This window comes from Haloechinothrix alba, from assembly GCF_900188115.1.
Lineage (GTDB): Bacteria > Actinomycetota > Actinomycetes > Mycobacteriales > Pseudonocardiaceae > Haloechinothrix > Haloechinothrix alba.
The window spans coordinates 78,252-92,506 of the sequence record NZ_FZNW01000012.1 but is presented as its reverse complement, the minus strand read 5'-3'; the positions used below and the strand labels follow the sequence as shown (position 1 = coordinate 92,506).

Genomic DNA, 14,255 nt, shown 5'->3' with positions numbered 1-14,255 from the left:
AATGTGGACGGTCAAGGGCCGATCCTTCGGCTTCTCTCCGGATCGGCTCGCGCACGGTCCTGGCTTTCGGCGAGAGAAGTACCCGCGTGGCAGGAGGACTGGTGGCATGAACCCGCTACACAAGCTGCGGGAGCTTGGTCAGAGCGTGTGGTACGACAACATTCACCGCACGCTGATCGAGGACGGGACGCTGGCCGAGCTCGTCGACGAGTACGCGGTCAGCGGCGTGACCTCGAACCCGACGATATACGAGCGAGCGCTCTCCGAGGGCACCGACTACGACGACGCGGTGCGCGAGGCGGTCGGGCGTGGTGTGACCGATCCCGAGTCGGTGTTCTGGGAGGTCGCGGTCGCCGACATCGTGGCGGCGGCGGACATCCTGCGGCCGGTCCACGACGCGGCAGGCGGCAGGGACGGGTTCGTCTGCCTCGAGTTGCCACCGCGGCTGTCGCACAGCACGGGAGAGTCGATCGAGTTCGCCGACCAGCTGTTCCGGCGGGTCGACCGGGCCAATGTCATGATCAAGGTGCCCGCCACCACGGCGGGTATGGCGGCGATCGAGGAGTTGATCTACCGCGGCGTCAACGTGAACGTGACGCTGGTGTTCTCCCCCGAGGCCTGGCGAGCGGTGGCGGAGGCTCACGCACGCGGGCTCGAACGCCGCGTCGCCGAGGGTGCCGCCCCTGACGTGCACTCCGTGGCGTCGTTCTTCATTTCCCGTATCGACGCCAAGGCCAACGAGGAACTGCCCGACCGGCTGCAGAACCGGCTGGCTGTGGCGACCGCGAAGCTGGTCTACGTCGCGTACCGGGAGTGGCTCGAGACCGGCCGCTGGCGAAGCCTGGCCGAGGCCGGCGCCGCACCCCAGCGTCTGCTGTGGGCATCGACGTCCACCAAGGATCCACGGCTGCCCGAAACGCACTATGTCTCGGCCCTGGCGGCCCCGAAGACGGTGGACACCATGAACGACCGGGCCCTGACGGAGTTCGCGGAGTCCGGTGAGGCGCCCGAGGCCATGTCCGACCGGCGCGAACATGCCGAGGACGCCCGTGCGGTCGTGGCCGAGGCGCAGCAGGCGGGGGTCGACCTCGAGGATCTGGGCACGCGGCTGCTTGCCGACGGTGACCGAGCGTTCGCCGACTCGTTCAAGCAGATGATCGAGAACCTCGGTGTCAAAGTGGACAAGCTGACGGAGCGGTGATCCGGGTGCGACTCGTCGCGCCCGACACGCGACGGATGGGAGTGCGGCGGCGGTTTGCCGGTCACGGAGTACGTTCGGTGTGATGGACCAACGGTGTGATGCCGTCGTGCTGTTCGGCGCGACCGGCGACCTGGCACGGAAGAAGCTGCTTCCCGCGCTGCACGAGATGGCACGGGCAGAATGGCTCCCGCCGCGCGTGGTCGGCGTCGCCGCCTCCGACTGGTCGGACGACGACTTCCGGCAGCACGTGTGGGACGCCATCGCGGCTGACGGCGACGGGTCGCCGGACGCCTCCGCGTGGCAGCGGCTGGCGTCCGCAGTGACGTACGTGCAGGGTGACTACACCGAGCCGGAGACCTACGAGCGCCTGCGCGCGACACTGCACGGCTCGCGACGTCCGCTGCTGTACCTGGCAATCCCCCCGGCGCTGTTCGAGACCGTCGTGGAGCGGCTTGCCGAAGCCGGCCTCAACGACAACGCCCGGGTCGTACTCGAGAAGCCGTTCGGCAGGGACCTCGAGTCCGCGCGGGAGCTCAACCGGTGTGTCCTCGCGCGGTTCCCGGAAGAGGCCGTGTTCCGGATCGACCACTTCCTCGGCAAGGAGGAGGTGCTCGACCTGCTGGTCCTGCGGTTCGCCAACACCATCCTCGAACCGGCGTGGAACCGCAACTACATCGACAGCGTGCAGATCACCATGGCCGAGGACTTCGGTGTCGCGGGCAGGGGCGCGTTCTACGACGGGGTCGGTGCCGTTCGTGACGTGGCGCAGAACCACCTGATGCAGCTCGTGGCGCTCACCGCGATGGAGCCGCCGGTGGCTACCGACGCCACCGCACTGCGCGACGAGAAAGCCAAGGTGCTCCGGTCCGCGCGACCGGTCGATCCCGGCGATGCGGTGCGGGGGCAGTTCGACGGCTACCGCGAGGAACCGGGAGTCGATCCGGAGTCACACACCGAGACGTTCGTCGCCCTGCGGCTCGCGATCGACTCGTGGCGCTGGTCGGGCGTGCCGTTCTACATCCGGGCCGGCAAGGGGCTGGCGACCACCGCGACCGAGATCCTCGTCGAGTTCCGGCGACCCCCGCAGTTGTTCTTCACGCGGGGCCAGGAACCGCCGCGGCACCCGAATCACCTGGCGTTTCGCACCAAGCCGGGGGAACGGGTGTCCATGGCGATGCACATGAAAGCCCCGGGAAACGAGCTCGTCAGCCGCCCGGTCGAGCTGGACTACGTCTACGACGAGGACCGCGAAGGTCCGCGCCTCGACGCCTATGCGCGACTGCTGTACGACGCGGTGCACGGCGACCAACGCCTGTTCGCGCGGTCGGACACCGTGGAGGAGGCGTGGCGCATCGTTGAGCCGCTGCTGGCCGAGCAGCAGTCGCCACCCCACCGGTACGAGCGCGGTACGTGGGGCCCCGCTGCTGCCGACGCACTGATCGAGCCGCACGGTCGCTGGCACGATCCCGCGCTATGAGGAGACCGTGGCGCGCTTCCGTTCGTGCCGGGGAGGATGTCGCCATGATTGCTGCTCGGCGCATGCGGTAGCGGCGGGCTGTCCGGTGGTCAGCCGAGGAAGGGGTGTGCACGTTCTTCGAGGTAGTGGTCGATGCGCATCCGCATGGACGGGTGAATGCTGAGGGCGTCGAGCTAATCGACGTCGACCCACCGGGCCTCATTCGTCTCGGTGCCGTCGGCCTGCGCTGTCGCGTTGGTGGGCCGGGCGGAGAAGCAGATGGAGAACTGCTGGCGCACCTCGCCGTCGTCGTAAGCCATCACGTGGTTGGGGTCGGTGTAGAGGCCGACGAGCCCGGTGATCTCCACGTCGGTGCCGGTTTCCTCGCGGATCTCGCGTACGGCGGTGTCGGTGATGGACTCCCCCACGTCGTGCCCACCGCCCGGTAGTGCCCAGAGATCGTTGTCGGCCTTGTGCACGAGCAGGATGCGGCCCTGTTCGTCGCGCACCCCGACGGTGACCGACGGGACCACGTTATTTGCCTCCGGGGCATGCGGGTCGTGGAAGTAGTCGATGCGAGCCATGAGCCGCCCCTCGTTGGTCCGCTGGCGTGATGGGGATACCCAGCTCCCCGTGCGTTCGAAGCTGGTTTATGCCGTGCCCGACGCACAGGGGTTGATTCATCTGCGAGCATGCTGCTTGCGGTTGCGGATCTTTCGGTGGCAGCATACGTCCTGACCTGGATGAAAGCGCGAAGGTGACGGTGAAGGCCGCGCCGGTTGGATTTCCTGACGGGGTGAGGTGAGAAGCTACCCGCGTGAAGCGGGAGACGGTTCGGCTGACGATCGGTGAGCGGATCGCGTGGTATCGGCGTCGGCGGGGGTTGTCGCAGCGGGTGTTGGCTGACCTGATCGGTCGGACTGAGGACTGGTTGAACAAGGTTGAGAACAACCGTATTCAGCTCGATCGTTTGTCGGTCATCAACGTGATCGCGTGGGAGTTGGACGTCACCCTTGGGGATCTGCTGGCCGAGCCGTCGCTGGTGGAGTGGTCGCCGGAGACGCCCCGTAAGACGGTTCCTGCGTTGCGTGACGCTCTGCTGACCTACCGGCAGTTGATTCCGGGGCGTTCGACTGATCGGGAGCTTCAGACGCCGGATGTGTTGCTCAGCCGGGTGAGCGCGGTGTGGGATGCCTACCAGGCCTCTCGGTTCGGCTACATGACGGCTTCGCTGTCCGGTCTCATTGAGGATCTGGCGTATGCGGTGGATCAGTACGAGGGTCAGGAGAAGGTGCGGTGCCAACGATTACTGGCATTGACGTACCAGGCGAGTACGGCGGTGCTGACCAAGCTCAGCGAGACCGACCTCGCGTGTGTGGCTGCGCAGCGAGGCTATGACCTGGCCGAGCAAGCCGAGGAGCGGGTCGTGTTGGCCTCGCTGACCCGCTCGGTGTGTCATGCCCTGCTATCGACCGGCCGCTACAGCGACGCCGTGGGCCTGATCAGCGATGCACCGCGCAATCTCGGCGGGCTGACCAGCGACTCTAGCCGTGCCTACGTGTCGGTGTACGGGACGATGTATCTCACCGGGGCCATGGCCGCTGCCCGCGCCGACGACCGGGCGGTGACGCGGGAGTTCCTGCAGCAGGCGGACACGGCGGCGCAACGCATCGGGCGTGATGACAACCTGATGTGGACCGCGTTCGGCCCGACCAACGTGGCCATACACAAGGTCTCGACCGCTATGGAGCTGGGCAACATCCAACAGGCCTTGGACCTCGGGCCGCGGGTCGATCCCACACCCCTGCCGACCGAGCGACAGGTGCGCCACCACCTGGAGGTCGCCCGCGCGCACAGCGCTGTCAGCGACCGTGACGCCGCGCTCGGGCTCATCCTGGAAGCTGAGCAGTCGGCCCCGGAGCAGGTCCGGCACCACTCGCTGAGCCGAGATCTGGTGCTGACCTGGATGCGCCGCGCCAAGGGCGCACTCGGGGATGACCTAACCGGGTTGGCGAGTCGGCTGAACGTGGCATGAGCTGACGTAGGCTGGGGCCATGCCAGACGAACGGCTGAACGCGGCGGCGCCGCGCGTAGCGGCCGGTGTGCTGTTCACCGACGACACCGGCCGGGTGCTGATGCTGCGGATGACCTACAAGGACTTCTGGGACATCCCTGGCGGCTATGTCGAGCCCGGTGAGTCCCCGCAGGCAGCCGCCGCTCGCGAGGTACGCGAGGAACTGGGCCTAGACATCGCGGTCGGTGGCCTGCTCGCCGTGGACTGGGCACCCTCGGATTCCGAGGGCGACAAGATACTCTTCGTGTTCGACGGTCCCCGGCTCGACCCCGACACGCGCTTCACCTTCGCTGACGGTGAGATCGCCGAAGCCCGCTACGTACGGCTGGAGGAGCTGGACGGCTACACTCTCGATCGTCTCGCGCGCCGGATCCGCTCCGCGCTGCGGACGCCGACGCCGGAGTATCTCGAGCACGGCGAGCCCACCACCGTGCACCATCGCTGACCGGCCAACGCGCCTTCCGAACCATCGCGGAGACCCCGGAACGTTTTTCCGGGGTCTCCGTTGTATCCGGGTGTCTCCTGGAGATGTCCCGAGATGGGGCGCTTCCCAGTAGAGATTGCCGTGGAGGGCAGCAGGTATGCGGTTGCGGACTTATGTGCCGGTTGCGTTCGCTCGCAATGTTTCGTGAGCACGGCTCGTGTCTAATCACGACAGTCAGCGGCGCGTACGCGCCTCGTGGTTGGGGTGCCTGTCCGATGGCCGGGATCACGTGGTCACGCATGCCGAGCTGTCCGGGCTGACGGGGCGGCGCGGTGGGAAGTACCGCGCGCTGTGCGGGCATGTGGTGATGCCGGGTTCGATGCTGGAGCCGCCGGGCCCGGCGTGTGTTACCTGTGTGCGGTTCGTGCGGGTGCACCCGAGCGTGGTGACCCCGGAACGGGCGAGCGAGCTGCGGCAGCGCCGCAGGCGGGGGCCGATCGCGGCCTACCTGGCACGGTTGATGGCTCCGGTGGGAACGGGCATGACCCCGACCTCGCCCGTTCCCACCGGTCTCCACCCCGAACGGGGTGAGACGTGATGGGGGTACGCCTGCTGCTGGCACGCCCCTTGCCGGGCACGGTCGGCGAGGCGCGCCGCGTCACGCACGTCTTCCCGGAGCCGGGCGGCGATGCGGCGCAGTTGGATGCCTATTGCGGGGCTTCGTTCGGCGCGGGTGAGCTGGAGCTGCTGGACGGTATCCGGGGCATGCCGTGTGAGCCCTGCCTGTTGCTCGCACCGCCTCCGGACGGGCAGCTCGACGGTGGCGCGGGTTGTCCCGATGCCTAGTGTGGAGCGTTCCCTGTTTCGCTCGGTCCGTCGGGTGAGTCTGCCGTGCCCGGTGCCTCGCCTGCACCGCCCGACACCTTCTCGGTGATGTCCGTCAGGTTCTCGAGCATGGTGCGGGTGAACTCGACGCTGATGTCGATGAGTGCGGTGCGGTCGATGGCCACGCCGTCGTTGATCCAGACCAGTACCAGCTCGGTGACGCCGCCGGTGAGCAGCTGCGCGACGGCCTGGACCACGTGCTCGCTGTCCGAGGGCAGGTCGAGCAGCTCGTGGGCCTGGTCCACGATGACCCCGGCGATAGTGCGCATCGCGGTGAACCGCCTGTGCATGAGGGTCACGCTGCCGTGCGCCTCGGCGAAGGCCACGCGCGCGCGGCGCGGGTCGTCGGTGACGTCGGTGATGATGGTCTCGATCCCGGCACGAATCTTGGCACCCACGTCGTCCGGGGCCGCCGCGACGGCCTCCAGCGCGCGCTCCAGCGCGGTGTCCCGGATCTCGTCGTGCACGGCTGCGGCGAGCGCGTCGAGGTCGTCGAAGCTTTCGTAGAAGAACCGGGGACCGACGCGCGCCTGCTCGCACACGCCGCGCACGGTAGTGGCCGACCAGCCCTGCGTCCCGATGATGTCCAGACCCGCGTCCATCAGCCTGCGGCGCCGCTGCGCACGTCGCTGCTCGGCCGATGCGCCCCGGTAGACCCCTGTCACTGCCCGCGTCACGGGCCCAAGTCTGGCACAGAACCCAACTCCGGAAACGAGTGTTTACGGAAACATATGATTCCGATAGCGTCGCTCGTGGCACGGTTCACAGCGTCGCGAAAGGAACCTCGCCATGACCGGAGTAACCAGCAAGGTGCAAGCCGCCGCGCGATCGGTGTCGGAGCGGGTTCCCAGCAGGGTGCGGCCGCTTGCCGAGCCACCGCCCGGTTCCGGGCTCAAGCCGGTACCCGGGGACTACGGGCTGCCGCTCATCGGGCACTCGATCAGTGCGCTGACGGACATGCTGGGCTTCTTCCGGCGCCGGTACGCGCGGTTCGGGCCGGTGCAGTGGATCGGCCTGCTCGGCACGAAGGTCGTCGCCGTGAACGGCCCCGAAGCGCTGGAGAGGGTGGCGATCAACAGGGACAAGGCGTTCGCCAACGAGGGGTTCTACGAGTACCTTATCGGCCCGTTCTTCCATCGCGGCATCATGCTGATGGATTTCGACGAGCACCGGCACCATCGCCGGATCATGCAGCAGGCCTTCACCAAGGACCGCCTGGTCGGCTACCTGGGCGCGATGAACCCGAGTATCGAGCGCGGCGTGGCGCGCTGGCACCCCGACGACCGGTTCCCGATCTACACCGCGGCCAAGCAGCTCACCCTGGACATCGCCACGGATGTCTTCGTCGGAGACGACGTGGGTGCTGACGCAGACCGCATCAACAAGGCCTTCGTCGACGCCGTGCACGGCGGTCACGCGGTCGTGCGGGCCAACGTGCCCGGCGGCACCTGGGCGCGTGGCCTGCGTGGCAGGCGCGTGCTCGAGGAGTACTTCCGCAGGCAGCTGCCCGCCAAGCGGGCAGGCCACGGCGACGACCTGTTCAGCGTGCTCTGCCGGGCGGAGAGCGAGGACGGCGAGCGCTACAGCGACGAGGACATCGTCAACCACATGATCTTCGTGCTGATGGCCGCGCACGACACCAGCACGATCACCCTGGCGATGATGGCCTACTATCTGGGCCGGTACCCCGAGTGGCAGGAGCGTGCCCGCGCCGAGTCGCAGGAGCTGGGCAAGCCCGCGCTCGACTACGAGGACCTGGACCGGCTGCCGGCGCTGGACATGGTCTTCGCCGAGGCCATGCGCATCAACGCGCCGGTGGGCGGCCTCTTCCGCGAGGCCGTCGCCGACACCGAGCTGCTCGGCCACTACATCCCGGCAGGGACGAAGGTGGTCGCCGGGATCTACCCGACGCAGCGGATGAAGGAGTGGTGGCCGGACCCGGACACCTTCGACCCGGAGCGGTTCGCGGAGCATCGCCGGGAGGACAAGGTGCACCGTTACGCATGGGCGCCGTTCGGCGGGGGCGTGCACAAGTGCATCGGTATGCACTTCGGCAGCATGGAGGTCAAGGCGATCATGCACCAGATGCTGCTCCGCTTCCGGTGGAGCGTCCCGGCCGGGTACGAGCCGCCGATGCGGTACGGTACCGGCCCGACGCCCACGGACGGGCTGCCGATTCACCTCGAACGGCTGCCGCATCCGGCGGTACCACGGTGAGTGTCGTTTCCGGTTGATATATCTCTGTTATCGAATGGGCGTAACCCTTGTGGGGGACGAATCGATGGACCCTGTGACACAGACTGTCCATCTCGTGCCTGTGCGGTTGCTCCTGCCCGGTCTCTGCCGGGGCAGGAGCAACCGCACAGGCATTACGAAGGAGAAGCCCTATGCCCTTATCCCCTCCAGGGATACGACGTGCGGTGGTGGGAACGGCCACCGCGGCCGCGCTGTCCGCGGCCATGATGCTGGGGGCCGCGGCCGCCCATGCGACGAGCGACGAGGACTCGCGCGCGAACATCGGCGACGGTAACGCCAAAACCTGCGCAGAGGTCGACCTCGGCGGCGACCTCATCGCGGTGCACGACGGGGAGGATGACGACCTCGCCAACGTCGTGTTCGACGGTGGCGAGCTCAACACTGACCAGTATCTGACGATCACCTCGGTCGTCGCTGACGTCTCCGAGGTCACCGGGATCGTGGTCAAGGGTGGTCCCGGATACAACGTCTACGAGCCCGGCGAGCGTGAGCTGCCCGCTACGGCGTCGTGGGACGAGCTGCGGGCGCCGTTGAACCCCGGCGGTGAGATCCCGCAGATCAGCCACTGGTTCGTCTGCGGTGAGCTCGACGACTCGACGCCGACCCCGACGTCGCCGGACGAGCCAGCGCCCACGACCACGAAGAGCAGCGAGCCGCCGGAGACCAGCGAGCCGCCGGAGACCAGCGAGCCGCCGGAGACCAGCGAGCTGCCGGAGACCACGGAGTCGGAGACCCCGGGCTCGTCCACCCCGGTGTCGTCGACGTCGACCACCGATGAGTCGACCACGACCGAGGCCGAGGACGAGGAGCAGGACGACGTGACCCCGGCAAGCGCCTCCGGGCCGCTGGCCGATACCGGGTTCGGTGCGGGCTCCCTGATCTGGGTCGGCGCTCTGCTGCTGATCGGCGGCGGTGCCGCGCTGTACCTCGCCCGCGCGCGCCTGAACAGCTGAGCGCGCAGGTACGTGACCGGGCCGCCTACCGGCCGGTGAGCGACCGGTGAACACGGGTGCGGGACGCGCCGTCGGGCACGTCCCGCACCCCGTTCTTCGGGAGGCTAAGGTAGGAGCCGTCGGAGACGTACGAGGCGAGCCATGGGGAGGTAGCCGGCGGTGTCGCAGGACTCGTTCGTTCACCTGCACGTCCACACCGAGTACTCGATGCTCGACGGCGCCGCGAAGATCGCCGCCCTGTTCACCGAGGCCTCCCGGCTCGAGATGCCCGCTGTGGGCATGACCGACCACGGCAATATGTACGGCGCCGACGAGTTCTACCAGCAGGCCCTCAAGTCCGGTGTCAAGCCGATCATCGGGATCGAGGCCTACGTCGCGCCGCAGAGCCGTTTCCACAAGAAGCCGGTGTTCTGGGGGCAGAGCAGCCAGCGCGGCGCGGACGAGTACGGCGAGGGCGGTGACGTCTCGGGCGCCGGTGCCTACACGCACATGACGATGATCGCGGCGAACGCGACCGGGTTGCGCAACCTGTTCACGCTGTCCTCGCTGGCGAGCATGGAGGGGCACTACCGCAAGCCGCGGATGGACCGTGAGCTGATCTCCGAACACGCCGATGGCATCATCGCCACCACCGGCTGCCCGTCCGGCGAGGTGCAGACCCGCCTGCGACTCGGCCAGTTCGACGAGGCGATGCAGGCTGCCTCGGACTACCGGGACATCTTCGGCAAGGAGAACTTCTACCTCGAGCTGATGGACCACGGGCTGCCGATCGAGAAGTCCGTGCGCGAGGGCCTGCTCGAGATCGGCCGCAAGCTCGAGCTCACCCCGCTGGCCACGAACGACTCGCACTACGTCACCCAGGACCAGGCCGACTCGCACAGCGCGCTGCTGTGCGTGCAGGCGGGCAAGACGCTCAACGACCCGAACAGGTTCAAGTTCGACGGGGACGGCTACTACCTCAAGTCCGCCGCGGAGATGCGCGAGTACTGGGACTCCGAGGTCCCCGGAGCGTGTGACGCCACCCTGGAGATCGCCGAGCGTGTCGAGTCCTACGCCGACGTCTACGCGCACCGGGACAGGATGCCGCGCTTCTCGGTGCCCGAGGGGCACACCGAGGCGAGCTGGCTACACCGCGAGGTGATGAACGGGCTGCAGTGGCGCTTCCCCGAGGGGGTTCCCGAGGGCTACGAGGAACGCGCCGAGATGGAGCTCGGCGTGATCGCCGAGAAGGGCTACCCCGCCTACTTCCTCGTGGTCGGTGACCTCGTGAACTACGCCAAGAGCGTGGGTATCCGGGTGGGGCCGGGCCGGGGGTCTGCCGCCGGTGCGCTCGTTGCCTACGCGATGGGGATCACCAACATCGACCCGATCCCCCAGACGCTGCTGTTCGAGCGGTTCCTGAACCCGGAACGCGAGTCGATGCCCGACATCGACATCGACTTCGACGACCGCAGGCGCGGCGAGATGGTGCGCTACGCGACGGAGAAGTACGGGGAGGACAAGGTCGCGCAGGTCATCACCTTCGGCACCATCAAGACGAAGGCAGCCATCAAGGATGCCGCGCGAGTACACTTCGGACAGCCGGGTTTCGCGCTCGCGGACAAGATCTCCAAGGCCCTTCCCCCGCCGATCATGGCCAAGGACATCCCCCTCGAGGGGATCGTCGACCCGGAGCACGAGCGCTACGCCGAGGCGGCGGAGGTCCGGTCGCTTGTGGAGAACGACCAGGACGTCGCGACGATCTTCAACACGGCCAAGGGGCTGGAAGGCCTGATCCGCAACGCGGGTGTGCACGCCTGCGCCGTGATCATGTCATCCGAGCCGCTGATGGACTGCATCCCGCTGTGGCAGCGTGAGGACGGCGCGATCATCACGGGCTGGGACTACCCGTCCTGCGAGGCCATCGGTCTGTTGAAAATGGACTTCCTCGGCCTGCGCAACCTCACGGTCATTGAGGACGCGATCGGCAACATCAGGGCCAACCGGGGCGAGGAGATCGACCTGGACCGGCTCGGCCTGGAGGACCCCGAGTCGTACCGGCTGCTCGGCCGCGGCGACACCCTCGGCGTGTTCCAGCTCGACGGCGGCCCGATGCGCGACCTGCTGCGGCGCATGCAGCCGACGGGATTCGAGGACATCGTCGCCGTGCTCGCGCTGTACCGGCCGGGCCCGATGGGCGTCAACGCGCACAACGACTACGCCGACCGCAAGAACAAGCGGCAGCAGGTCATCCCGATCCACCCGGAGCTGGAGGACCCGCTTTCGGACATCCTCGGCGACACCTACGGTCTGATCGTCTACCAAGAGCAGATCATGCAGATCGCGCAGAAGGTCGCCGGGTACTCGATGGGCCGAGCGGACGTGCTGCGCCGCGCGATGGGCAAGAAGAAGCAGGAGGTCCTCGAGAAGGAGTTCGAGGGCTTCGCCGAGGGGATGCGGCAGAGCCCGCTGCGCGAGGGCGGTTTCAGCGAGGAAGCGATCAAGGCGCTGTGGGACACCATCCTCCCGTTCGCCGGCTACGCGTTCAACAAGTCGCACGCCGCGGGCTACGGCCTGGTGTCGTACTGGACCGCCTACCTCAAGGCGAACTACCCCGCCGAGTACATGGCGGCGTTGCTGACCTCGGTCGGCGACAACAAGGACAAGTCCGCCGTGTACCTCTCCGAGTGCCGCAGGCTCGGTATCCGGGTGCTGCCGCCGGATGTGAACGAGTCGGCGCAGCGGTTCGCCGCCGTCGGCGACGACATCCGCTTCGGGCTCGGCGCGGTGCGCAACGTGGGGGCCAACGTCGTGGAGTCGATCATCGCGACGCGCGAGAAGAAGGGGAAGTTCTCCTCGTTCGCCGACTTCATGGACAAGTGCGACCTCGTCGCGTGCAACAAGCGGGTCGTCGAGTCCCTGGCCAAGGCCGGGGCGTTCGACTCGCTCGGCCACACGCGGCTGTCCCTCGTGCAGTGCCACGAGGAGGCTGTGGATGCCGTCGTCCCGCTCAAGCGGCAGGAAGCCATGGGTCAGTTCGACCTGTTCGGCGCGGACTCCAGCGCGGAGAGTACCGAGTCCTCCTCGCCGCTTGCGCACCTCGACATCGGTGAGGACGAGTACCCGCGTAAGCAGAAGCTCGGTTACGAGCGGGAGATGCTCGGGCTCTACGTCTCGGGGCACCCGCTCGACGGGGCGGAACGGGCGCTGCGCAAGCACGCGCCCAAGCCGATCGCGGCGATCCTGCACGACCCGCCGAGCGAGGGCGAGATCACCGTGGCCGGGTTGATCACCGGTCTGGACCGCAGGGTGAACAAGAGCGGCGAGCCCTGGGCGATCTGCACGGTGGAGGACCTGGACGCCTCGCTGGAGGTGCTGTTCTTCGCGCGGGCCTACGCGCTGTACTCGGCCGATCTGGTCGAGGACAACGCTGTGGTCGTCAAGGGACGGGTGAACTGGCGCGAGGACAAGATGTCCGTCTTCGGCGGCGGGCTGGTGCCGCTCGACCTGTCCGACATCGGACCGGAGGACGAGGAGCAGCCGTTCGTGCTGCTTGCCTCGGAGGATCAGCTCGACGCCGGTGCGGTCGCCGAGCTCAAACGCACCCTCGAGGTGCACAAGGGCGATACGCCGGTGCGGCTCAAGCTGCTCGGCGGCAGCAGGGAGACGATCTTCGCCCTGGACCGCTTCTCGGTGGAGCCCAGCGCGACGCTCATGGGCGAGCTCAAGGCCATCAAGGGGATCAGCGCGGCGAGCTGAGCCTGCGGGCGTGCCGGGTGTGTCCGCCGATTAGCATGCGTCCATGCCGATGTTTGCTTTTGAGGGCTCGCGACCGAACGTTCACCCCGACGCGTGGGTCGCGCCGACCGCCACCCTGGTCGGCGACGTCACGGTCGAGGCGGGAGCGTCGATCTGGTACGGGGCGGTGCTACGCGCCGACTTCGGCCGGATCGTCGTCGGTGCGGGCGCCAATATCCAGGACAACGCGGTCGTGCATCTCAACGGTGGGGTGTGTGAGATCGGGAAGAACGTCACCGTCGGGCACATGTGCCTCGTGCACGACTGCACCATCGGCGAGCAGGCGCTGATCGGGAACAGCTCGACGGTTCTCGACCGGTCGGTGATCGGGGCGAAGGCCCTGGTCGCTGCGGGCTCGGTTGTCACACCGGACTCGGAGGTCGCAGAGGAGACGATCGCGATGGGCTCGCCCGCCAAGAAACACGTGCCGCTGAGCGACTCGGCACGCGTCTGGGTCGAGCACAACGCCGAGGTCTACCAGCAGCTCGCCGAGCGCCACCGCGCAGGCGTCGAACGCATCGACGAGTAACGGTCACCCCACCCCAGGGGTGGGAGCCGAATGTGACATTGGGTTCTTAGAAGGAGCCCAATGTCACATTCGGCTCCCACCTACTCGAAGGTGTTGCTAGTGGGGGTCGCTGTCGCCGAGGTTGGCGAGGCGCTCGACCTCGCGTTCCAGGGAGCGCTTGATCTCGGTCTCGGCCTCGTCGCGGCCGCCCCAGCTGGAACCCTCGACGCTCTTGGCAGGCTCGAGGTCCTTGTACACCTGGAAGAAGTGCTCGATCTCGAGTTTGTGGAACTCGTTCAGGTGGTGGATGTCGCGCAGGTGCTCCAGCCGCGGGTCGTCGCTCGGCACGGCGAGAACCTTGTCGTCAGGGCCCTTCTCGTCGGTCATCCGGAACATGCCGATCGTCCGGCAGCGGATCAGGCAGCCGGGAAACGTCGGCTCCTGCACGAGAACGAGCGCGTCCAGCGGGTCACCGTCCCTGCCGAGCGTGTCGTCGATGAACCCGTAGTCGGCCGGGTACTGCGTTGCGGTGAACAGCGTGCGGTCCAGCTTGATCCGGCCCGTCTTGTGGTCAACCTCGTACTTGTTGCGTGCCCCTTTGGGGATCTCGATCGTGACGTCGAACTCCACGGCGTCCTCGCTGCTCTCGTGGGCGGCGCGACACGTCCTGGGGCGCGTCCGACGTGCGGACCCGCGACCACGGTGCCGGCCGGGTGTGCGG

General features: G+C 67.8%; 13 protein-coding genes. 10 read left to right on the top strand and 3 right to left on the bottom strand.

The features are described 5' to 3' along the window. Window positions 1-106: 106 nt before the first annotated feature. Both tal and zwf read left to right on the top strand, forming a co-directional pair. Window positions 107-1,201 (top strand): transaldolase, encoded by a 1,095-nt coding sequence (gene tal, locus CHB84_RS13150; RefSeq protein WP_176439936.1) that lies wholly within the window; start codon window positions 107-109, stop codon window positions 1,199-1,201. Window positions 1,202-1,283: 82 nt separating this feature from the next. Further along, window positions 1,284-2,678, top strand: coding sequence for a glucose-6-phosphate dehydrogenase (gene zwf, locus CHB84_RS13145; protein ID WP_089301885.1), 1,395 nt, complete (start codon window positions 1,284-1,286; stop codon window positions 2,676-2,678). Window positions 2,679-2,851: 173 nt separating this feature from the next. On the opposite strand, the gene CHB84_RS13140 is transcribed toward zwf, so the two are convergent. Further along, window positions 2,852-3,241, bottom strand: a complete 390-nt coding sequence (locus CHB84_RS13140; RefSeq protein ID WP_342743961.1) for an NUDIX domain-containing protein — start codon at window positions 3,239-3,241, stop codon at window positions 2,852-2,854. Window positions 3,242-3,474: 233 nt separating this feature from the next. Here CHB84_RS13140 and CHB84_RS13135 point away from each other — a divergent pair, with 233 nt between their 5' ends. The 4 genes from CHB84_RS13135 to CHB84_RS13120 all read left to right on the top strand — a co-directional run bounded on the left by CHB84_RS13135 (window position 3,475) and on the right by CHB84_RS13120 (window position 6,001). Beyond that, window positions 3,475-4,692, top strand: coding sequence for a helix-turn-helix domain-containing protein (locus tag CHB84_RS13135; RefSeq protein ID WP_217898537.1), 1,218 nt, complete (start codon window positions 3,475-3,477; stop codon window positions 4,690-4,692). Window positions 4,693-4,711: 19 nt separating this feature from the next. After that, window positions 4,712-5,176, top strand: coding sequence for an NUDIX domain-containing protein (locus CHB84_RS13130; RefSeq protein ID WP_089301884.1), 465 nt, complete (start codon window positions 4,712-4,714; stop codon window positions 5,174-5,176). A gap of 196 nt (window positions 5,177-5,372) precedes the next feature. Next, a complete protein-coding gene (locus CHB84_RS13125; RefSeq protein ID WP_141134672.1) occupies window positions 5,373-5,753 on the top strand; it encodes a hypothetical protein in 381 nt (126 codons plus the stop codon). After that, on the top strand, window positions 5,753-6,001 hold the full coding sequence (locus CHB84_RS13120) for a hypothetical protein (protein WP_089301882.1): 249 nt from the start codon (window positions 5,753-5,755) through the stop codon (window positions 5,999-6,001). Before CHB84_RS13125 ends, CHB84_RS13120 begins: the two co-directional genes overlap by 1 nt. Here the strand turns inward: CHB84_RS13120 and CHB84_RS13115 are convergent. Further along, the gene (locus tag CHB84_RS13115) at window positions 5,998-6,717 is read right to left on the bottom strand and encodes a TetR/AcrR family transcriptional regulator (RefSeq protein WP_089301881.1); all 720 of its coding nucleotides are present in this window, start codon (window positions 6,715-6,717) and stop codon (window positions 5,998-6,000) included. The two genes, CHB84_RS13120 and CHB84_RS13115, sit on opposite strands and share 4 nt — an antisense overlap. A 112-nt stretch (window positions 6,718-6,829) precedes the next feature. On the opposite strand from CHB84_RS13115, the gene CHB84_RS13110 reads away from it, so the two are divergent. From CHB84_RS13110 to CHB84_RS13095, 4 genes are all read left to right on the top strand, one after another. Next, window positions 6,830-8,257: a cytochrome P450 gene (locus CHB84_RS13110; RefSeq protein ID WP_089301880.1), complete on the top strand. Its 1,428-nt coding sequence runs from the start codon at window positions 6,830-6,832 to the stop codon at window positions 8,255-8,257. A 206-nt stretch (window positions 8,258-8,463) separates the two neighbouring features. Beyond that, window positions 8,464-9,249 carry a hypothetical protein gene (locus tag CHB84_RS13105; protein WP_245818720.1) on the top strand — a complete coding sequence of 262 codons (786 nt, stop codon included), beginning with the start codon at window positions 8,464-8,466 and terminating at the stop codon, window positions 9,247-9,249. A gap of 159 nt (window positions 9,250-9,408) precedes the next feature. Next, window positions 9,409-12,987 (top strand): DNA polymerase III subunit alpha, encoded by a 3,579-nt coding sequence (gene dnaE, locus CHB84_RS13100; RefSeq protein ID WP_089301878.1) that lies wholly within the window; start codon window positions 9,409-9,411, stop codon window positions 12,985-12,987. A 43-nt stretch (window positions 12,988-13,030) separates the two neighbouring features. After that, window positions 13,031-13,555: a gamma carbonic anhydrase family protein gene (locus CHB84_RS13095; RefSeq protein ID WP_089301877.1), complete on the top strand. Its 525-nt coding sequence runs from the start codon at window positions 13,031-13,033 to the stop codon at window positions 13,553-13,555. Between the two features lie 96 nt (window positions 13,556-13,651). Here the strand turns inward: CHB84_RS13095 and CHB84_RS13090 are convergent, their stop codons facing one another. Continuing rightward, window positions 13,652-14,164: an inorganic diphosphatase gene (locus tag CHB84_RS13090; protein WP_089301876.1), complete on the bottom strand. Its 513-nt coding sequence runs from the start codon at window positions 14,162-14,164 to the stop codon at window positions 13,652-13,654. Window positions 14,165-14,255: the final 91 nt, after the last annotated feature.

Excerpts from the sequence above, each read along its gene's own strand:
- CHB84_RS13120 (WP_089301882.1), top strand. The coding sequence starts at position 5,753 with ATGGGGGTACGCCTGCTGCTGGCACGCCCCTTGCCGGGCACGGTCGGC.
- CHB84_RS13130 (WP_089301884.1), top strand. The coding sequence starts at position 4,712 with ATGCCAGACGAACGGCTGAACGCGGCGGCGCCGCGCGTAGCGGCCGGT.
- CHB84_RS13095 (WP_089301877.1), top strand. The coding sequence starts at position 13,031 with ATGCCGATGTTTGCTTTTGAGGGCTCGCGACCGAACGTTCACCCCGAC.
- CHB84_RS13140 (WP_342743961.1), bottom strand. The coding sequence starts at position 3,241 with ATGGCTCGCATCGACTACTTCCACGACCCGCATGCCCCGGAGGCAAAT.
- tal (WP_176439936.1), top strand. The coding sequence starts at position 107 with ATGAACCCGCTACACAAGCTGCGGGAGCTTGGTCAGAGCGTGTGGTAC.
- CHB84_RS13110 (WP_089301880.1), top strand. The coding sequence starts at position 6,830 with ATGACCGGAGTAACCAGCAAGGTGCAAGCCGCCGCGCGATCGGTGTCG.
- zwf (WP_089301885.1), top strand. The coding sequence starts at position 1,284 with ATGGACCAACGGTGTGATGCCGTCGTGCTGTTCGGCGCGACCGGCGAC.